Source organism: Paraburkholderia sp. AV2, assembly GCF_054968425.1.
Genome location: NZ_JBANLK010000005.1, coordinates 164,698 through 182,140, shown reverse-complemented (window position 1 = coordinate 182,140; position 17,443 = coordinate 164,698). Strand labels below are relative to the sequence as shown.

The 17,443-nt window shown below is 58.6% G+C and carries 17 protein-coding genes and 1 tRNA gene; 10 read left to right on the top strand and 8 right to left on the bottom strand.

Translation table 11 applies throughout. The features are described from left to right. The first annotated feature begins 32 nt into the window (after positions 1 to 32). From clpX to V8683_RS06110, 4 genes are all read left to right on the top strand, one after another. Positions 33 to 1,304 carry an ATP-dependent Clp protease ATP-binding subunit ClpX gene (clpX, locus tag V8683_RS06125; protein ID WP_411189364.1) on the top strand — a complete coding sequence of 424 codons (1,272 nt, stop codon included), beginning with the start codon at positions 33 to 35 and terminating at the stop codon, positions 1,302 to 1,304. A 194-nt stretch (positions 1,305 to 1,498) separates the two neighbouring features. Continuing rightward, complete coding sequence (gene lon / locus V8683_RS06120; protein WP_411189365.1) at positions 1,499 to 3,928, top strand: endopeptidase La; 2,430 nt, start codon at positions 1,499 to 1,501, stop codon at positions 3,926 to 3,928. A gap of 318 nt (positions 3,929 to 4,246) precedes the next feature. Further along, the gene (locus tag V8683_RS06115; protein ID WP_027796408.1) at positions 4,247 to 4,519 is read left to right on the top strand and encodes an HU family DNA-binding protein; all 273 of its coding nucleotides are present in this window, start codon (positions 4,247 to 4,249) and stop codon (positions 4,517 to 4,519) included. Between the two features lie 124 nt (positions 4,520 to 4,643). Further along, positions 4,644 to 4,719, top strand: a tRNA-Val gene (locus tag V8683_RS06110). A 186-nt stretch (positions 4,720 to 4,905) separates the two neighbouring features. Here V8683_RS06110 and V8683_RS06105 read toward each other — a convergent pair. Next, positions 4,906 to 5,577 carry a hypothetical protein gene (locus V8683_RS06105; RefSeq protein ID WP_411189366.1) on the bottom strand — a complete coding sequence of 224 codons (672 nt, stop codon included), beginning with the start codon at positions 5,575 to 5,577 and terminating at the stop codon, positions 4,906 to 4,908. Between the two features lie 59 nt (positions 5,578 to 5,636). On the opposite strand from V8683_RS06105, the gene V8683_RS06100 reads away from it, so the two are divergent. Next, a complete protein-coding gene (locus V8683_RS06100; protein WP_411189367.1) occupies positions 5,637 to 6,173 on the top strand; it encodes a hypothetical protein in 537 nt (178 codons plus the stop codon). 212 nt (positions 6,174 to 6,385) lie between these two features. Here V8683_RS06100 and V8683_RS06095 read toward each other — a convergent pair whose 3' ends face one another. The 7 genes from V8683_RS06095 to V8683_RS06065 all read right to left on the bottom strand — a co-directional run bounded on the left by V8683_RS06095 (position 6,386) and on the right by V8683_RS06065 (position 11,717). After that, positions 6,386 to 6,568, bottom strand: a complete 183-nt coding sequence (locus V8683_RS06095; RefSeq protein WP_411189368.1) for a hypothetical protein — start codon at positions 6,566 to 6,568, stop codon at positions 6,386 to 6,388. Positions 6,569 to 6,579: 11 nt separating this feature from the next. After that, complete coding sequence (locus tag V8683_RS06090; protein ID WP_411189369.1) at positions 6,580 to 7,320, bottom strand: hypothetical protein; 741 nt, start codon at positions 7,318 to 7,320, stop codon at positions 6,580 to 6,582. A gap of 154 nt (positions 7,321 to 7,474) precedes the next feature. Beyond that, entirely contained in the window at positions 7,475 to 7,978 is a 504-nt protein-coding gene (locus V8683_RS06085; protein ID WP_411189370.1) for a hypothetical protein, read from the bottom strand. Between the two features lie 69 nt (positions 7,979 to 8,047). Then, positions 8,048 to 8,623, bottom strand: a complete 576-nt coding sequence (locus tag V8683_RS06080; protein ID WP_411189371.1) for a hypothetical protein — start codon at positions 8,621 to 8,623, stop codon at positions 8,048 to 8,050. Positions 8,624 to 8,749: 126 nt separating this feature from the next. Beyond that, a complete protein-coding gene (locus V8683_RS06075) occupies positions 8,750 to 10,906 on the bottom strand; it encodes a lytic transglycosylase domain-containing protein (RefSeq protein WP_411189372.1) in 2,157 nt (718 codons plus the stop codon). Continuing rightward, positions 10,907 to 11,137 (bottom strand): hypothetical protein, encoded by a 231-nt coding sequence (locus tag V8683_RS06070; protein WP_411189373.1) that lies wholly within the window; start codon positions 11,135 to 11,137, stop codon positions 10,907 to 10,909. It abuts the gene before it with no gap. A gap of 10 nt (positions 11,138 to 11,147) precedes the next feature. After that, positions 11,148 to 11,717 carry a hypothetical protein gene (locus tag V8683_RS06065; RefSeq protein WP_411189374.1) on the bottom strand — a complete coding sequence of 190 codons (570 nt, stop codon included), beginning with the start codon at positions 11,715 to 11,717 and terminating at the stop codon, positions 11,148 to 11,150. Positions 11,718 to 11,855: 138 nt separating this feature from the next. Between V8683_RS06065 and V8683_RS06060 the strand changes: the two genes are divergently transcribed. The 5 genes from V8683_RS06060 to V8683_RS06040 all read left to right on the top strand — a co-directional run bounded on the left by V8683_RS06060 (position 11,856) and on the right by V8683_RS06040 (position 17,188). Further along, complete coding sequence (locus tag V8683_RS06060; protein ID WP_411189375.1) at positions 11,856 to 12,143, top strand: hypothetical protein; 288 nt, start codon at positions 11,856 to 11,858, stop codon at positions 12,141 to 12,143. A gap of 364 nt (positions 12,144 to 12,507) precedes the next feature. After that, a complete protein-coding gene (locus V8683_RS06055; RefSeq protein ID WP_411189376.1) occupies positions 12,508 to 12,741 on the top strand; it encodes a hypothetical protein in 234 nt (77 codons plus the stop codon). A gap of 243 nt (positions 12,742 to 12,984) precedes the next feature. After that, entirely contained in the window at positions 12,985 to 14,031 is a 1,047-nt protein-coding gene (locus V8683_RS06050) for a hypothetical protein (protein ID WP_411189377.1), read from the top strand. Then, entirely contained in the window at positions 14,031 to 15,140 is a 1,110-nt protein-coding gene (locus tag V8683_RS06045) for a DNA-primase RepB domain-containing protein (RefSeq protein ID WP_411189378.1), read from the top strand. Before V8683_RS06050 ends, V8683_RS06045 begins: the two co-directional genes overlap by 1 nt. A gap of 143 nt (positions 15,141 to 15,283) precedes the next feature. Next, positions 15,284 to 17,188, top strand: a complete 1,905-nt coding sequence (locus V8683_RS06040; RefSeq protein ID WP_411189379.1) for a primase-helicase family protein — start codon at positions 15,284 to 15,286, stop codon at positions 17,186 to 17,188. The last annotated feature ends 255 nt before the right edge of the window (positions 17,189 to 17,443 follow it).

The window sequence follows — 17,443 nt, the reverse complement described above, 5'->3', positions numbered from 1 at the left end:
TATGTAACAGAGTGTCCGGAGGCTCTCTATCCATGGCGGACAAGAAAGGTTCTAACAGCGAAAAGCTGTTGTATTGCTCGTTTTGCGGCAAAAGCCAGCATGAAGTGAAGAAGCTGATTGCGGGTCCGTCGGTGTTCATCTGCGATGAATGCATCGACCTGTGCAACGAGATCATTCGCGACGAAGCCGCGGGCGCCGGCGTCGACGCTGCGCTGTCGCGCTCGGACCTGCCGAGCCCGCAGGAGATCCGCGACATCCTCGATCAGTACGTGATCGGCCAGGAGCGCGCGAAGAAGATCCTCGCGGTGGCGGTGTACAACCACTACAAGCGCCTCAAGCACCTCGACAAGAAAGACGACGTCGAGCTCTCGAAGAGCAATATCCTGCTGATCGGGCCGACGGGCTCCGGCAAGACCCTGCTCGCGCAAACGCTCGCACGCCTTCTGAACGTACCGTTCGTGATCGCCGACGCCACCACGCTGACCGAAGCCGGCTACGTGGGCGAGGACGTCGAGAACATCATCCAGAAGCTGCTGCAGAACTGCAATTACGAAGTCGACAAGGCGCAGCGCGGGATCGTCTATATCGACGAAATCGACAAGATCAGCCGCAAGTCGGATAACCCGTCGATCACGCGCGACGTCTCGGGCGAAGGCGTGCAGCAGGCGCTGCTCAAGCTCGTCGAGGGCACGATGGCATCGGTGCCGCCGCAGGGCGGCCGCAAGCATCCGAACCAGGATTTCATCCAGGTCGATACGACCAATATCCTGTTCATTTGCGGCGGCGCCTTCGATGGTCTGGAGAAAGTGATTACCGACCGCACCGAGAAAACCGGCATCGGCTTCGGCGCGAGCGTGAAGAGCAAGCAGGAGCGCGACACGGGTGAGGTGCTGCGCGAGACGGAGCCGGAAGACCTGATCAAGTTCGGCCTGATTCCGGAACTGATCGGCCGTCTGCCGGTGGTCGCCACGCTCGGCAAGCTCGACGAAGCCGCGCTCATGAAGATTCTGGTCGAGCCGAAGAACGCGCTCGTCAAGCAGTACCACAAGCTCTTCAACATGGAGCGCGTGGAGCTGGAGATTCGTCCGGCCGCGCTGCAGGCCGTCGCCCGCAAGGCGATCCGCCGCAAAACCGGGGCGCGCGGCCTGCGCTCGATCCTGGAACAGGCGTTGCTCGACGTGATGTACGAGCTGCCGGCCATGAAGGGCGTGAGCAAGGTGGTCATCGACGACAACGTGATCGATGGCGACGGCAAGCCGCTCCTGATCTATGAGGACGCGCCCAAAGTTGCAGGGTCGAACTGATGGCGGTGATGATCGGCTAAAGAGTACCGGGAAAAAGCCGTTCATACAATCGGATGAACGGCTTTTTCGTTTATCTTGTGGTCGATGGCGCACTTTTTTTGGAGTCACTGAACTTTTCCCACCCTCGCGAGGCTTGCAATCGGTTTTTCAGGCCTCACTTACCGAACAATTGATTCCATTCATGGGGAAATGAAATGTCAGGCACCCAACTCCTTCCGCCGGAACGCACCACGCTCCCGCTGCTGCCGCTGCGAGACGTCGTAGTTTTCCCGCATATGGTGATTCCCCTCTTCGTGGGCCGGCCGAAATCGATCAAGGCCCTCGAAGCGGCGATGGAGGGCGGCAAGCACATCATGCTCGTCGCGCAAAAGACCGCCGCCAAGGATGAGCCGACCGAAAAAGACATGTATGAAGTGGGATGTATCGCAAACATCCTGCAAATGCTGAAGCTGCCCGACGGCACGGTGAAAGTGCTCGTCGAGGGCCTGCAGCGCGCGAAAACGCTCTCGATCGAAGAACAGGAAACGCAGTTCTCGTGCGAGGTCGAACCGCTCGAGCCCGATCATGCCGACAGCGCGGAAACCGAAGCGCTGCGCCGTGCGATCGTCTCGCAGTTCGATCAATACGTGAAGCTCAACAAGAAGATCCCGCCGGAAATCCTGACCTCGTTGTCGGGCATCGACGAAGCAGGCCGTCTTGCCGACACCATCGCCGCGCATCTGCCGCTCAAGCTCGACCAGAAGCAGCACATCCTCGAAATGTTCCCGGTCGTGGAGCGTCTGGAGCATTTGCTCGCCCAGCTCGAAGCCGAAATCGACATTCTCCAGGTGGAAAAGCGCATCCGCGGCCGCGTGAAGCGCCAGATGGAGAAGAGCCAGCGCGAGTACTACCTGAACGAACAGGTCAAGGCGATCCAGAAGGAACTGGGCGAAGGCGAAGAGGGCGCCGATCTCGAAGAGCTCGAGAAGCGCATCACCGCCGCGCGCATGCCGAAGGAAGCCAAGAAGAAGGCCGACGCCGAGCTCAAGAAGCTCAAGCTGATGTCACCGATGTCGGCCGAAGCCACTGTCGTGCGCAACTATATCGACACGCTGATCGGCCTGCCGTGGCGCAAGAAGAGCAAGGTCAACAACGACCTCTCGAATGCCGAAGCCGTGCTCGACGAAGACCACTACGGTCTGGAGAAGGTCAAGGAACGCATTCTCGAGTATCTCGCGGTGCAACAGCGCGTGGAAAAGGTCAAGGCGCCGATCCTGTGCCTCGTCGGGCCCCCCGGCGTCGGCAAGACCTCGCTCGGCCAGTCGATTGCGCGTGCAACGAACCGCAAGTTCGTGCGTATGGCGCTGGGCGGCGTGCGTGACGAGGCCGAGATTCGTGGCCACCGCCGTACGTATATCGGTTCGATGCCGGGCAAGATCCTGCAGAGCCTCGCGAAGGTCGGTGTGCGCAATCCGCTCTTCCTGCTCGACGAAGTCGACAAGATGGGCATGGATTTCCGCGGCGATCCGTCGTCGGCGCTGCTCGAAGTGCTCGATCCGGAACAGAACCACACGTTTGCCGACCACTACATCGAAGTCGATTTCGATCTGTCGGACGTGATGTTCGTCGCCACGTCGAACTCGCTGAACATTCCGCCGCCGCTGCTCGACCGGATGGAAGTCATCCGCCTCTCGGGCTACACGGAAGACGAGAAGGTCAGCATCGCCCAGCGTTACCTGCTGCCGAAGCAGAAGAAGAACAACGGGCTGAAGCCGGGTGAGATCGAGGTGACCGAAGGCGCGATCCGCGACATCATTCGCTACTACACGCGTGAAGCGGGCGTGCGTTCGCTCGAGCGCGAAGTGTCGAAGATCTGCCGCAAGGTCGTGAAGATGCTGCTGCTGAAGAAGGCCGACAAGGCCGTCACGGTGGACAGCGCCAACCTCGACACCTTCCTCGGCGTGCGCAAGTACGACTTTGGTCTTGCGGCGAAGGAAAACCAGATCGGTCAGGTCACGGGCCTCGCATGGACGGAAGTGGGCGGCGACCTGCTGACGATCGAAGCGGCGGTCATGCCCGGCAAGGGCAACGTGATCCGCACGGGTTCGCTTGGCGACGTCATGAAGGAATCGGTCGAAGCGGCACGTTCGGTGGTGCGTTCGCGTTCGCGTCGTCTCGGCATCAAGGACGAGGCGTTCGAGAAGCAGGACATCCACATCCACGTGCCGGAAGGCGCGACGCCGAAGGACGGTCCGTCCGCCGGCGGCGCCATGACGACCGCGCTGGTGTCGGTGCTCACGGGCATTCCGGTGCGCGCCGATGTCGCGATGACGGGCGAAATCACGCTGCGCGGCGAAGTATTGCCGATCGGCGGGCTGAAGGAGAAACTGCTCGCGGCGCATCGCGGCGGCATCAAGCTCGTGCTGATCCCGGAAGAGAACGTCAAGGATCTCGCCGAGATTCCGGACAACGTGAAGAACGCGATCGAAATCGTGCCGGTCCGCTGGATCGACAAGGTGCTCGAACTCGCGCTCGAGCGGGTGCCGCAGCCGCTGCCGGAAGAAGAGGTGAAGGCCGAGGACGCCAAGGCGCCCGTGGCCGAATCGAAGGATGCCGGTGCTACGACCGAAGTGGTCAAGCACTGAAACCGGCTGATCCTGTGCCCGCCGCACCGCCCGGTGCGGGCGCGGCGCGGCGAAGGTCCCGAGAACCCGCGGCTTTGTCCGCGGGTTTTTTATGGCCGCTCCGCCTGATCCGCGCCTGGATGCGGAAATCGAATATTCCCTCGAATGTCCCGTCGAATCAGGCGGAACCCCGCTTGACATCGCGCTTTCGGCTCCGTTAAATGTGCGGGGCCCGGCGTTCTGCCGGGCTGTGTGTTCCAGTTTTTTGTTCCTGCCTGGTTCCTTTATCCGGCGTGGCAGGCGCCATAACGATTGTCAAACACATTCTCGGGGGCTGGAATGAATAAGACGGAATTGATCGACCATATTGCACAACAAGCCGATATCTCAAAAGCGGCGGCAGGACGCGCGCTCGACGCCGTGATCGGCGGCGTCAAGGGCACGCTCAAGAAGGGGGGATCGGTCACGCTGGTCGGCTTCGGCACCTTTGCCGTCGGCAAGCGCACCGCGCGCACGGGCCGCAATCCGCGCACGGGCGATGCGATCAAGATCAAGGCCGCGAAGGTTCCGAAATTCAGGCCTGGCAAAGCACTGAAAGATGCGCTAAACTAATTGGCTAGCTGGTTGACGGCGCTTCCGCTCAGGTGATTTGAGGTCGTGTTGGAATGCGCGGGTTAGCCAAGGTGGCGCAAGCGTGGCATCCATGTGGCACCCGCAGTACAGGAATCGCGAAGCTGGGTGCTTAGCTCAGTTGGTAGAGCGGCGCCCTTACAAGGCGTAGGTCGGGAGTTCGAGCCTCTCAGCACCCACCAAAAGTTCCATAGAATCAAGGGCTTACGATTTTCAGTCGTGAGCCCTTTTTTCATTTCTGCGCTCGCGGAGTCCCATAAAAGTCCTTGGGCGTCCCTGCGTCAAATCCGCGAGCCACTATTTTACCTTGCGGGACGCAGAAGGGCGTGGTGCGGCAGGCAGCTATGGTCTACCGTGCGAACGGACCACTATTGCGCTTCCGAGAGGGCCTGATAGAGCGGCGGGTTTATCTGCGATAAATCCAGTTGGTTCACCGCTTCGACCGGGGATGCGGCCAGTGCTTGGCAAAGAGCGGCCGCAGTCGTATTTGATCGCGTTGCCAAGTCCTCTGTGTTCTTCCGAATCATCTGCTCCATCGTCGGGCCCATCTGTTTGTACATTGTGTCTTCCAACACATCTGCCGAATACGGGCCGCGAGCGTTGATCACTCGGCTCTTTTCATAGAGGGTCGCGTTATGCTGCTTGAATGCAGAAACAAACGTGCTGATATCCACGCCTTGCGACTTGCAGTAATCAAACCGCGCTCGGACATTGGCGAGGTAGTAGCCCAGAAATTGGCCGGCAGCTTCGTCAGCCTTTTGGGCCCCTGATTCCGATGCGAGTCTCGCCTGACCCTGTGCAGCCGCTGCATTGCTTGTGGCGACGCCCAGCGGCTGGTCCGGGTGCTGCTGGGCCGCCTGACTCTGGAGTTGCTGCATTGAGGCTGTTGCTTTTTCCGTGCCTTGCGCGATGGCTTCGCTATCCGCCGCGTGTTGTTTGTATGACTTCACCGCCACGAATGCGATAACGAAGGCAGCGAACCAGACAATCCTTCTCCGCCAAGGCGATTTTTGGGGCTTGTCGTTATTACTTGTAGCCATAGTGGTCTCCGTACTTCGGTCCACCGTATGATAGCCAAAACAGCACATGCGGGGGCCAAATGGCTAATCTGGGTTGGACAGACTACGTTGGCGCGGTGGCCGGGATGGTCGGCATGGCGACGGGAATCTCCGGCGCAGTCATGGGCTATATCGGCTACCGGCGAAGCAACCAGATCAAAGCTCTGGACTTGCGGCTGGCACTTCGGAAGGATTTGGGCGAAGCTCGCGAGTCAATCGGCACGCTTCGGCAGGTGATGTCCCAAGCAGATGGGTCTCGGAAGGCGAATATGGCTGCAAGGGGGCTTGGCAGATCAGGCGCTATGGTCGTCTGGGAACAGACGCTTGAAGCTGACCGCGCCGAAGTGACCAAAATCGCTGCGGCGATCCCGCGCGAAGGCACTGATTTTTCCGCCATGTCCGAGAAGCAGTTGGAATCCGAGATTATTGCCGCGCACAAAATCAAGACTAGCCTGTCCACCTTGGTAGAAAAATATCGTGGAGAGCTTGCGGCGGACGCCGATTCGCGCCGCCAGATTGCAGGGCAGCAGACGGCTATGACGGCAGCGCGCATACAGGCTGCGAAACCGCCCGGATAGGGCGTTCGCGTTGTGTACGGGACTGCGTAGCGCGGCGGAAGGGACGCAGGAGGGACGAGGGGCGGGCGACGGCCCACGCCGCGAGCGGTCGGCGCTCTATAGAGTGTTCGAACGGGAGCCGCGAGCGGTCGAAAAGAAGCCCGCTAGGCGGTCGGCGTAGCGGGCTGAGGGGTTCGGGTTCGGGCGGCGGCGCGGAGCCGTCCGGGCACGGCCTATCGTGTCTGAGCGGGAACCGCGAGTAGCTCACGCAACTCGCGGCGAGCGGCAGCACGCGTGAACTTGTTTCCATTCGGAAAAGTCGCCATCCGTTCCAGCGCGGCAATCGCCCGGTCGCGGCTCCAGATTTTGTCGAACTGGCCGCCGTCCCAGAGCGCGTCGAATTCGGCTTTGGTCATCTCTTCCTCAATCAACGTATTTCGATGAACTCAAACGATTCATCGCCAATGTTCATCGTCACCTTTCCGTCGCGTCGCAACAGGGTGACGAAGGCTTTAACGTGCTCTGATAGCATTCCTAGACTAAAGAATCCGGCCTTTTCGAAGGCGATGCTCAAGCGCTCGAAGCGCTCGCCGTTCATCATGACCTTTATGCTGAACATCGCCGCGTGGTGTTTTGCTCTTCTGGCCGGGTCTTCAAAGCTCTTTATCTGCCCGGCGATGTTATTCGCTCTTCTGGTAGGGTCTTCGTAACTCTTCAAGTGCGCGGCACTCAACTTCGAGAGGGCAGCTTGATCTTCATATAGCTTTCGTTTCGACACACTCAACTTCGAACGTCTATCTTCGCTCCACTTAAATCCAAGAGGGCTTCCCGTCGCAGAAGAGTAAATGTTCATCATCAACTTGTCGCCGTGCCGCGCGAACCCGTCATCAATCCACCGCTGCTCTGCTGCCAGAATGACCTTGCGCGCTGCGTACTTAGACAACCCTTCGATGTCGATGAACTCGACAACTGTGATCGCGTGAGCGAAGAACCCGTGCTTGGCGATGCTGCGGCGTAGATGCGAGTTGTGGCAGTCGCGCTCGTGACCCCTCAGCCGCCTGTGCAAATCCACACCACTCCCGACATACACATAACCGGACGGGTTGACGAAGCGATAGATGCCTGCCTTGCCGCGCAAGGCGTTGATGTTCTCTTCGGTGACGATCATTATGCATACCTAAGTTAATTGGCATGAGAAAGATTCTCGTTTGCATAGGTGTCGTCATACGTTCACTTCTTGCCTAGTGTCGCGAAGATTGCTCCGGTGATTCGCGCGGCGAAGTACGCTGCTGCAAGTGCGAGTACAACGCCGCGCCTGACCGTCACGCGGCTTCCAGCACGACCAGCGAATCGTCGTAATCGAGCATCTTTGCGGCGCGCTTCCTGAACTCCGGGTAGTCCGCAATGATCGAAGAGCGGCTGGAAAGTCTTCCAGCGCGCGTCATGTAGCTGATGTGACCGTTAAGGTCCGAAGAGTCGGGCGGCAGATAGCAGCCAGCAGCGATCATGAAGTCCAGAACGCTGACCAGCCCAAGTAATCGCGTTTCCGATTTGACGAGACCGGCGCACGCGAACTGTGCCGGTGTGCAGCGCACGCCTCTTGCCGTCTTGGTGAACGAGAGAACGAAGGCGTTGGCTGTGAAGCCGTCGTTTCGGCAAAACACGCCTTGAAACGCCACGATGTCGCGGTCGCTATTCCGTGTGGCTGACGGGATGATGAAGAACTCGTTGTGATCGAGTTCCACCCTGTTTGCACCGTCAGTAGCGACGAGCCGGAACATTTGCGCCTTGAACAGCTTCGACGCGATAGCTCTGTGGATTGACATATTGGTTAACCTGATGAATATCGACAGCCGCGCCCACCTGATGCGGGCGCGGCGGGCGCGGCGAGCGCGTTACTTGCTGACCTTCGACACGTCGCCAATAAACGCGTAAACGTCATCGGGCACTTCGTCCGGCAGGCCGAGCGCGACGCGTGCGGGGTTGTATGCGCCTAGCGCTGCGGCCTGCTCCGCTGCCGTGGAAAATCGGGCGTGGCGGATGCGCGCGACTTGCGCAGCGTCCTGGCTAGTGATGGCGTTCGGGTCGCCTTCGGTCGGCGCGTTGGCCGTGCCGGAGTGATCGAGGTCTTCGGGATCGTCGTTCGAATTCGCGACGTACTCGCGCATGACGGAGTCGAGCGACTTGAGCAGCTTGCCGATTGGCTTGATTGCCGCGTCTGCGGTCTTCATGGCCGCTGCATCGCCGGTGGCGCGGAGCTTCTGGCAGATGGCGAGCGCGTCGCCTGCGGCCTGCGCGACCGTCATGACGCGGCTGAAGTATTCGCGATCTTGGATGCCGATGGTGGAAGGAGCGATGGTGCGGATGCCGCGCGTGCTGGGGGTGACGGTATCTTGTGCCGTGCGCTTGCCACGAGCGCGGACGACGCGCGGATTGCGCGGGATTTTGTCGTGGACGATTCGGGTTGCCATGTCGGCTCCTTTGATTAATAGTATTCCTGACGAATACGGGGTTAAAGGCGAACGGTTCGCCTGAATAGAATTCTCTCGTGGCCCGGTGTACGGCAGAACATCACCGTCACACCGGGCGGCGCTCGATCAGCCCTTGATGCCCGTCGCGTTGTTGACGAGCAAATCCGTCATCGACTTCCGCAGCGCGTCGTTCACAGCTTGGCCGACAGCCTTCGGGTCGGTTGTACCGTTCACGTTGATCTGAATTTGCATTTCCCCGATTGTTCGCTGACGGTCGCCGAGCGGCTGACGATCCACAACGCCGCGCGCGTACTGGCGCATCAGGTCGAGACCGCGCGACTGCGCGTATAGGTCTTGTTGGAGCTTGGCGTAATCCTGTTGTGGCAGACCGCCTACTGATAGCTGCTTCTGGATGCCGTAGATGTTGTTCTGAATGCCCGCTTCGATCTGCGAGCGCGCCCATGATGCGTCGCCGCGCGAAACGCCGCCGCGCTGAATCTGGTCAACGGGAACGTGGAGCCAGTCCGCGATACTCTGCTGAACGTTGCGAATGTTGATCTTCTCTTTGCTCTCACCGATGCCACGAACGTTGCCGCCATAGAACCCGGAGACCTTCGCGACATAATTGGCATCGCTATTGCCGTTATAGGCGCGCAGGGCTGCGGCCTGATCGCCGTTAAATCGCTTCAAGTTTTCCGCATAGATGCGGGTGCCGACCATGATGTTGCTAGCTGGGTCCATGACGCTCGCGCCATTGCCGTAAGCCTTCCAATTGCCGCGTGTGACCTGCATCAGACCGCCCGCGCCCGTCGAGCTATATTGACCGTTGCGGCCGGTCGATTCGGCCATCATGATCGAATAGACCATCTGCGGGTCAACGCCGTACTTCGCCGCTGCGGCCCGGATTTCTGACGCGTACTGATTCGCCGCCCAATTTCCGCGACCACCACCCGACAGCGAAGGTGCGCCCGAGCCGGTCGAGCCGGGAAGGTTGTTTGCGCGCCCGATTTCGCCTGCCCATGCGGCCCACGCCTGCTGAATGTTGATTGCCGAAGAGAACGACTGGACAGCGCCCGCGAACATATTGACGGCTAGTGCCATCGTGTTCGCGGTCTGCAAGCCTTGCTTGTTTGACTCGTCCATCTTGTTTACCGCCGCGTCGCGAGTGTCTTGCTCCTTCTTTGCGGCTTGCTTCGCCTGCTGTTGGTCTGCGGTTTTCTTCTTCGGCTCGTCGCCAAAGCCAAGCGCGCCGAGAATGCCGCCGCCCTTGAGGAATGAATTGTTGTCAACCACATCGCCGCCAGGGCCGATGCCGTACTTGTCCTTGAGCAGATCGAGAAACATGGCGGGGCCGCTGCGCTTGTCGGCAACGAAGTCCTTGACTGCCTTTGCCTCTTTCGAGTTGTCGGACTTCGGGATAGCTGCCGCGAGCCGTTCCATCAACTGGACAAGGCTCGTCAGGGCGGGCAGCAGTGGCTCTGCGAGAGCGTTGGAGACTTCAAGGAAGTTCTCTTTCAGCTTGCCGAGTTGATCGTTGAACTTGGCAAGGCTTTGTTCAGCCTGCCCGCGCGTTTCGATTTCCTGACTCGTCAGTTCGGTTATCTTGCCGATCTGCGGCCCGATCTGTTGGAGTGTCAGCAGCCAATCTTGATTCATGCCGGTTGCTTTCGCGATGCCTTGCACCTGTCCGGCAGACTTTCCCTGTAGGCCGGTGGCGAGTTGGACAAGGCGCTCGTTCGTGCCGGTCGGGGTTGCGCCGCGCGCGCCTACATCAACGCCGAGCATACGCATGACCCGCGCCTCTCTGCCGAGCCGGGACGGGTCTTGATAGGCGGCGTTCGCCATGTCGGAGAAGGCCGTGATGCCTTGCGATGCGGAATCGCGCGTGACGTTCCGCGAGCTACCGGCGCGAACGAATGCGCGTTGATAGTTTTCGAGCCGCAGCGACGATACGCCCAACTGCATTCCTTCCGTGCGCTGGCCGTTGTACTGGTCGCGCAGGTTCATGACCATCTTCACGCCGACCGCGAGCGTGGCGAGTGCGCCGGTTGCCACAGCGAACTCCGTACCCATCGCACGGACGGCGGACGACACTGCGTTGAGACCGGGGACGAGCTTGCCGAGTTCGCCGGACGCGTCTGCGGCGAATGACTTCAGTTCGTTGGCGCTGCTCTTCGCGCCGTCGCCAACCTTGTTCATCCTGTCCTGTAGCAACTCTAGGCGCTTGATACTGTCCTTGAGGTCCACTTGGTACTGGAGTACAAACTTGTCCAGATCGCTCATTTAATGCTCCTTGTAGTATCGGGCCGTGTCATGGCCGTTCGGTGCGCGCTTATAACCAAGGTCAGCCATCGCCTTGCCGAATGCACGGCAATTACCGTCGAGGCACGCGCCGAGGTCTGCCGCAGCGGCGCGGATGTCTGCTGTCGAAACGGCCACCTTGCCGCCGCGCGTCCTGCCTTTTGCCGTTTCTGCTGCCTTGGCCACTACTGCGGAGAGAGGAATCTGATTCACATTGCGCTCCTTACTCGCCTTCGAATTTGCGATCCCAGTCGATCTTCGGGCCGTCACCGCGTTCGATGGCTTCCTCAATTTCGATCTCACGCGAACGCTCGTTGAGGATGGCCGCGAGGGCAATGTGATCGGAAGGCTGCGCGTACCGGCTCTTGTCAATCGCCCGGTAATCGACCAGATATTCGCGGCGAATATGAATTGCTGCGTCTTCCGCTGCCACGGACATAAGCTGGACTTGCCGCGCCCATTCGACTTTCAGCGTGTGCGGGTCGGTCGTATCGAGCACTTCGATCAGTTCGCGCTTGGCGATGGAGGTTTCTTCGTACACTTCTGCGACCTTCGCCACGGCGTCCGGGTGAATGTGGAAGTGCTTGGCGAACGCGGCGGACCACGATTCGACGCTGGACAGGCCGTAGGCGCGCAGTAGCGCATACAAGCGCCTGTCTTCAACGGGGAGAAGCGCGCGGATCACCGGGCGGCTGGCGAAGTCTTCGGGATAGAGGGTGTTCGCGCCTTCCGGAAATCGCTCTTCATCGAAGGCGATCTGGATTTTGTGAAGCGGGTTGTGATTTGATTTCATTTTTGATAGTTATCCTTATTGAACGGGAGGGGCGAACCGTTCGCCTACAGGTATTGTCGGCGCTCGTTATGTACGTGGCCGCGCCATCGAAGCAGCGATACTTCGGAGCGTCCGAATTACGTTGGAAGAGGAAAGGCTATGTCCGAGTTCACATCACGCATCTACATCGGCGGCAAAGTGGCTTCGTCCGCCACGGTCACGAGTGCATCGCTTACCTCGCTTACGGAGCCGCGCATGTCGGTGGAGCGCGCGCTGATTGCGCTAGGGCGTCGTGCCGGTGCGGAGTTGCGGACGTGCAAGACGGCGGAATCCATCGCCGCAGATAAGGCGCGTGCGGAACTGATGTTGCGCGGTAAGTTCAAGACGGCTGCTGAGTTGGCGGCGCTCGCTGGCGGTGACGAAGAATCCGACGAATCGGACATTTAGATACGCCCGGATTTGGCGGCGGGTGGGCCGTGGCAGGCGTTCGGGAGCGCTACTGCGGGTCAGTAAACAAGTCAATACTCTGCTGATCAAAATAGGCTGCTCGAAGGGCTTGCAGAGAGGGTGGGCGTTGATCTATCATCGCCTTGCCTCTGAGCACCGGGCACCACCTTCGTCCGGTTTGTCGTATCTGGTCTATCCTGCACCCCAAAGGCAGGACGCCCGCATAACCAACCCCGCCTATCTCGGCTGATCGCGCAACGCGGTCTGATTAGTTTCGAGCCGGAAAATTTACCTTTTACTTATCGCCGCGCCCACGCAGCGTGACTGCGTTCGTGCGCGCTCAATCTCTGAGGACGGACAAATCATGTGCAACATCGAGACGGCAGAACTGGTCATCAACGCTGCAATCCACGCTACCGGATTAGGCTGGGCCGTGGCCAACATCAGTTGGTGCGATCCGGTAGCGTGTGTAGAGGTTTCCTACAGCGATCCTGAGAAACTTCCTGTGTTATTTCAGGCGCTATCGAAGGCAGTCGAAACGATGGATGAGTACGGGATGGAGATTCCTGTAATCCAGCTGAAGCACCAGACTGCATAAGTCGGCCTGATGCAATCCCGATGACCGCTCGCGGCTTCGTGCTGCGGGCCTTTGTTCGCTCGCGGTGTCTCGATGGAGATAGACACGATGAACACGCGACTGGACGTAAGATAGCCGGGCAACAGTTGAGCAGTTAGCGCAGCACCGACCTACGCAGAATGTCAGGCGGGTGAGAAAGAGCGGTCACGGGATCAATAAGGCACCCGGACCAACCCGGACAACGTTTTGTGGAGAAGCCGCGCCATGGCTGGCTCAAGCTCATCTATCCGACCCGCAAACGGTCGCACCAAATTTCCCGTCTCAGGCCCGCACTTCGGAAAAGCCCTTGATACCGTCATCAAGGACCGGCTCGATGTCGCCCTTTGGTTTCTCAAAGATCGTGAACGATGCGCGGCGCACCCCGACATCGCCAACTACCTTGTTGCCGCTACCAAAAGCCGGTTGAGTGCTAGCAAGACGCCTCGCCACAATCGCGCGCAGTTGGATTTTCTCGATGGTCGGTTTCTCGATACCGTCTTGAACATCGTGACGGAAGAGGAGGGGTGGCCGATCAATTGGCTGACGCATGGAAAGAACGTTCGCGCCGTTCCTGAGTCGATGTTCGGTTGGGACTTGTACGTTGGCGCGAATTGCCTGCACTGCGGCGAGCCGAACTGCACTGGTGACCGCGAGTTTTGCGGCGGTAAAGGCGTCTCATTTGCTATCGAAATCAAGCCGATCATTAGCGATCGCAGAACCGTGAAGGGCGAAGTCATCGAAGACCCCGCCGCCATCCTTCGGCAAGCTGTCCGCCAGCGTAACACTGCGCAAGCTGATAGCTACATCCTGTATGCCGAAGAAATTGACTGCGTGGCTACGCTGGCGGAACTCGAAGATTACTTCAGTCGGTCGGGCGTGACGTTAGTTACGCTTGATGATGTTGGTACGCACATGATGTCCAGTGGCAATTTCGTTGATCTGTTTGGTGACGATGCAAGCTCTATGATATCGGCATATGGATACATCAAGCGCGCGCTGACGAATGCCGATGATTTGATCATATCGTGGCACGGCGCTAATCAGTTTGCCTTCAACATCGAATCTGCTCGCAAAAGATTCAACGAACAGATTCCGGACTTCGTGCGACGCATACCGTATGCGCTGATCCATCACGCCTTGAAAGAAAGCGTGGACGGAATCGGAATCGAATCGAGGTGGCTTATCGGTTCTGAAAGCGGGTACGGCACGGTGTATCTATCGTTTGCACAAGCCAGTCGGATCATATTCAACATGCTCCGAGGGATCGTGTAATGGCGACCCTCAGCAAACAGCAACGCGCGGCGGAAACGGCTGCTGTAAAAGAGTTCGTTCACGAACTGTTCCGGGGCATCTTGCCGCACGAGCGCGTGATGGTGAGCTACGCGGAAGACGCGCAGGTACAGACTGGCGTGGACGGCAAGCGCCGCAACAATGGCTTCTTCCCATCGATCTATCGCGAAGAGCGGATTGACGTGGATGCGAATTGCTACGTTCCCATCTCGTCTTCGATCAAGTCGCTCAACGTGAAGACGGACGAGTGGCGATTCTGGCGCGGCGTGGACAACTTCGGGCGCGGGTTCGGCTTCTTCATTGATGACGTTGGGAGCGGCGTTGGCTCGAAGGGCAGCTTGCGCCTCTCCGATATCGAAGCGATCTTGCCGCCCAGTGCCGTGGTTGAGTCTTCGCCCGGTAACTTTCAGGTCTGGTATTTCCTCAGCGCGCCCGAAGATAACCGATTCAAATTTAAGGGCTTTCTCGATTCGTTCGTGTGGAACGTGCTGCGTGATCGCGGCGGGGACGTGACCATCAAGGATATTCAGCGCGTTGGTCGGCTTCCTGCCGGGTACAACAATAAGCGCCTGCCGGATGGCTCGTTGAAGTACCCCGAAGGCTTTCGGGTCCGCCTGCTGTATTCCGATTACGACACGCGCTACACGCTGGACGAAATTGCGTCTGCCTTCGGGTTCGTCATCGAAATCCGCACGCCGAGACCGCGCAACCCGGATGCGGATGGGGCGGACGCGAACGCGCGCTGGCTCGAAATTGCGCGGATCGTGCTGAGCGCCGCGCAGATGGGCGAAGGTCGTGGCGGCGCGGTCGAGATGAACATGTCGGGAAAGTACCGGCTGCGATGTATCAATGCCGACCACCACGGCAACGGCGATCCCTACGGCGCGTACATGCGCGGAAAGATTCCGTCCGGTGAGTTCGACTACGTGTACGACTGCTCGCACGATTTTTGCAAACAGAATAAGTGGCGCGCGTCGTGGTCGCACTTCGTGGACACCATCGTGATCCCGGCGATTGTGGCGAAGCTGGACGATGCGAACGCTGCCGCGCCTGACACGTTGGACGGTTGGAGGTTTCCGATCCGGAATTGAACAGGCAAGAAAAAAGACCGCTGAGGCGCGAACCTGAGCGGTCTGAAAAATTCTGTATCCCGGACGGACGCAGAGAAGGCAAGAGAAATTATACGCGCCTTTATCGTCCGCAATCGTCCATTAGATTCGGATTACTTATTATTATGTTGACCATTGGCGAAACACAGTACGCAACGAAACACGTAGCCAAGGATGCGCTCGCCGCGCAGTTCGTTGAGCGGTTCAAGACCGTATCCGAACTCGACGCGAATACAAGCGAGATTATGTCCGGCGCGGCGGAAGGAGAGGCGCGTTGGGCGTTGGATGCGGCCGTGAAGCAAGCCCGCTCCGTCATCGAACAAGGCGCGGCCACGGACATTATCGCGAAGCGCCAGCAGCAGGAGCAAGCAGCAGGCGCGTACTCTGGCGTGAACCGAATTGAAAGCCTGCCGGAAGATTGGTATTGGATGGCTGGCATGGGGCAGACGACCGCTGTTTACTTCCACAAGGACAACCCGTTCCGCGCGTATAAGGCGCAGATCATGGACGAGCGCATCCCGAAACGGCACTGGGAGAAGGAGCGGGACGGGCGAGGGGTTGTGGTCATGAAATCGAATAAGCCCGTGCTCGTGCCGCCTTCGCGCTCGCACCTGTCGTGCGAGGATTTCGAGATTCACAATCTGACGATGGACCCGTACCGCTCGCGCGTTTACACGAACGATAACGGCGAGCGGTGCTTGAATCAATATAAGGAACTGGTCCTACCGCCGTCACCCGGCGCGGAGTATTTGAAGATTGGCGAAGTCGTGGAGAAGTGGCTAGAGTTCATCTATCCGGGCCGCGCCGCGCATATTCTCGATTGGATGGCGCACGCGTATCAGCAGCCCCTCGTGAAGCCGAAGACCTGCATCGTGTTCGGCGGCGGCCAAGGCATCGGCAAAGGCGCAATCATCGACTTCTTCAAGTACACCTTCGCGCGGCAGGACAAGGTTTCGAGCATCAATACTGGCACCGCTTGCGGTCCGTTCAATGAATTCTTGCTGAAGCCTATTGTCTTCATTGATGAGTTCCACGTTGAGCGGTCCGACAAGAACTACATGGAGATTAAGAACAACCTGAAATCGTGGATCGCGGGGGACCGCTCGTTGAGCGTGAATGCGAAGAACCGGAATCTGGCGCAGGTGGCGAATATTCACCGCATCTTGATCGCGACGAACTATGAGCAGCAGATTCCGCGCGACCCAGACGACCGCCGATTCTTTATTTGCTCGTCGCACGTGACGAAAGAGCAGGTGAAAGAGTATATGCGCGGCGTCTTTGCCGATGTGCTTGGGCGAGATTTCGATACGGTCGAGTTCGAAGAGTTGCGTAAGGAAGGGTATGGGGACGGCTTCACGCACTTCCTGTTGGAACGGGATATCTCCAAGTTCGATCCGCATAACTTGCCTGCCGCGCTGATGGCGGAGTATGACGAGTATCGGAAGGGGCACGAGATGCCGCACGCGCTTGAGTCAGCCTTGAGTGAAATCACGGTCACGTTTGGTCGGTGGCGGTGGATGAAGGAGCGCGGGATGGATTTGATGGGCTTTATGCCTGACTTCGATCCGACTGCTGATCGTGATTGGCCGCAGCATGTCGAGTTTAACGATGAGAAGTACCCTTGCGACCCGTCCGTGGTAAGTCGTGCGGATTGGCCGGCTATCGTGGCGGGGCAGCAGATTTTGAATACGCAAGCGTCCTACGATGATGATGGCGAGGGCGAGCGCATCCATGTATCGAAGCGGAAGAACGGATACATGGAACGGCTCATGTCGAATGCTGGCTATCAAAAGCTGATGCCGCCCGATGGGAAGGCGCAATGGGTCGGAAAGGCTCCGAAGATTGCCGATCAGTCGAAGGGCGCGATTCGTGTGCAGACTGCCTTGTACTACTTGCCTGAGCGCTTCGGCAATGATCTGACGATGAAGGAAAAGCGGGCGCTTGGTGAGAAGTTCGTGAGGGAGCTGGAGGCGTGGTGGTGCTCGACGGAGGGCGTTTCTGCTATCGGAGTTGCGCCGAAGAAGTTTTGAACCTGCTGACGATTGTTGTAGGTTTGATGTTAACGGGTCGAAATTCGGCAAAAATGCTGTATTTCGACCTGTTTTTGTGTGTTTTGGCGATCTAGATTAAGAAAACAGGATTAGGTCTTAATCTAGTGATAAGTTGTTTGAAATCAACGTGTTATAGGCGTTTTTCGGTCGGCCGGATAAACAGATTAACAAAATTGCATATCCGGTAAGAGAAAAATATGCAGCCGAGATAAGTTTAGATTTTGTTAATCTGTT

Excerpts from the sequence above, each read along its gene's own strand:
- V8683_RS06080 (WP_411189371.1), bottom strand. The coding sequence starts at position 8,623 with ATGGCAACCCGAATCGTCCACGACAAAATCCCGCGCAATCCGCGCGTC.
- V8683_RS06065 (WP_411189374.1), bottom strand. The coding sequence starts at position 11,717 with ATGAAATCAAATCACAACCCGCTTCACAAAATCCAGATCGCCTTCGAT.
- V8683_RS06085 (WP_411189370.1), bottom strand. The coding sequence starts at position 7,978 with ATGTCAATCCACAGAGCTATCGCGTCGAAGCTGTTCAAGGCGCAAATG.
- V8683_RS06115 (WP_027796408.1), top strand. The coding sequence starts at position 4,247 with ATGAATAAGACGGAATTGATCGACCATATTGCACAACAAGCCGATATC.
- V8683_RS06075 (WP_411189372.1), bottom strand. The coding sequence starts at position 10,906 with ATGAGCGATCTGGACAAGTTTGTACTCCAGTACCAAGTGGACCTCAAG.
- V8683_RS06040 (WP_411189379.1), top strand. The coding sequence starts at position 15,284 with ATGTTGACCATTGGCGAAACACAGTACGCAACGAAACACGTAGCCAAG.
- V8683_RS06095 (WP_411189368.1), bottom strand. The coding sequence starts at position 6,568 with ATGACCAAAGCCGAATTCGACGCGCTCTGGGACGGCGGCCAGTTCGAC.
- V8683_RS06100 (WP_411189367.1), top strand. The coding sequence starts at position 5,637 with ATGGCTAATCTGGGTTGGACAGACTACGTTGGCGCGGTGGCCGGGATG.
- V8683_RS06050 (WP_411189377.1), top strand. The coding sequence starts at position 12,985 with ATGGCTGGCTCAAGCTCATCTATCCGACCCGCAAACGGTCGCACCAAA.
- V8683_RS06055 (WP_411189376.1), top strand. The coding sequence starts at position 12,508 with ATGTGCAACATCGAGACGGCAGAACTGGTCATCAACGCTGCAATCCAC.
- V8683_RS06060 (WP_411189375.1), top strand. The coding sequence starts at position 11,856 with ATGTCCGAGTTCACATCACGCATCTACATCGGCGGCAAAGTGGCTTCG.
- clpX (WP_411189364.1), top strand. The coding sequence starts at position 33 with ATGGCGGACAAGAAAGGTTCTAACAGCGAAAAGCTGTTGTATTGCTCG.
- V8683_RS06045 (WP_411189378.1), top strand. The coding sequence starts at position 14,031 with ATGGCGACCCTCAGCAAACAGCAACGCGCGGCGGAAACGGCTGCTGTA.
- lon (WP_411189365.1), top strand. The coding sequence starts at position 1,499 with ATGTCAGGCACCCAACTCCTTCCGCCGGAACGCACCACGCTCCCGCTG.
- V8683_RS06105 (WP_411189366.1), bottom strand. The coding sequence starts at position 5,577 with ATGGCTACAAGTAATAACGACAAGCCCCAAAAATCGCCTTGGCGGAGA.
- V8683_RS06090 (WP_411189369.1), bottom strand. The coding sequence starts at position 7,320 with ATGATCGTCACCGAAGAGAACATCAACGCCTTGCGCGGCAAGGCAGGC.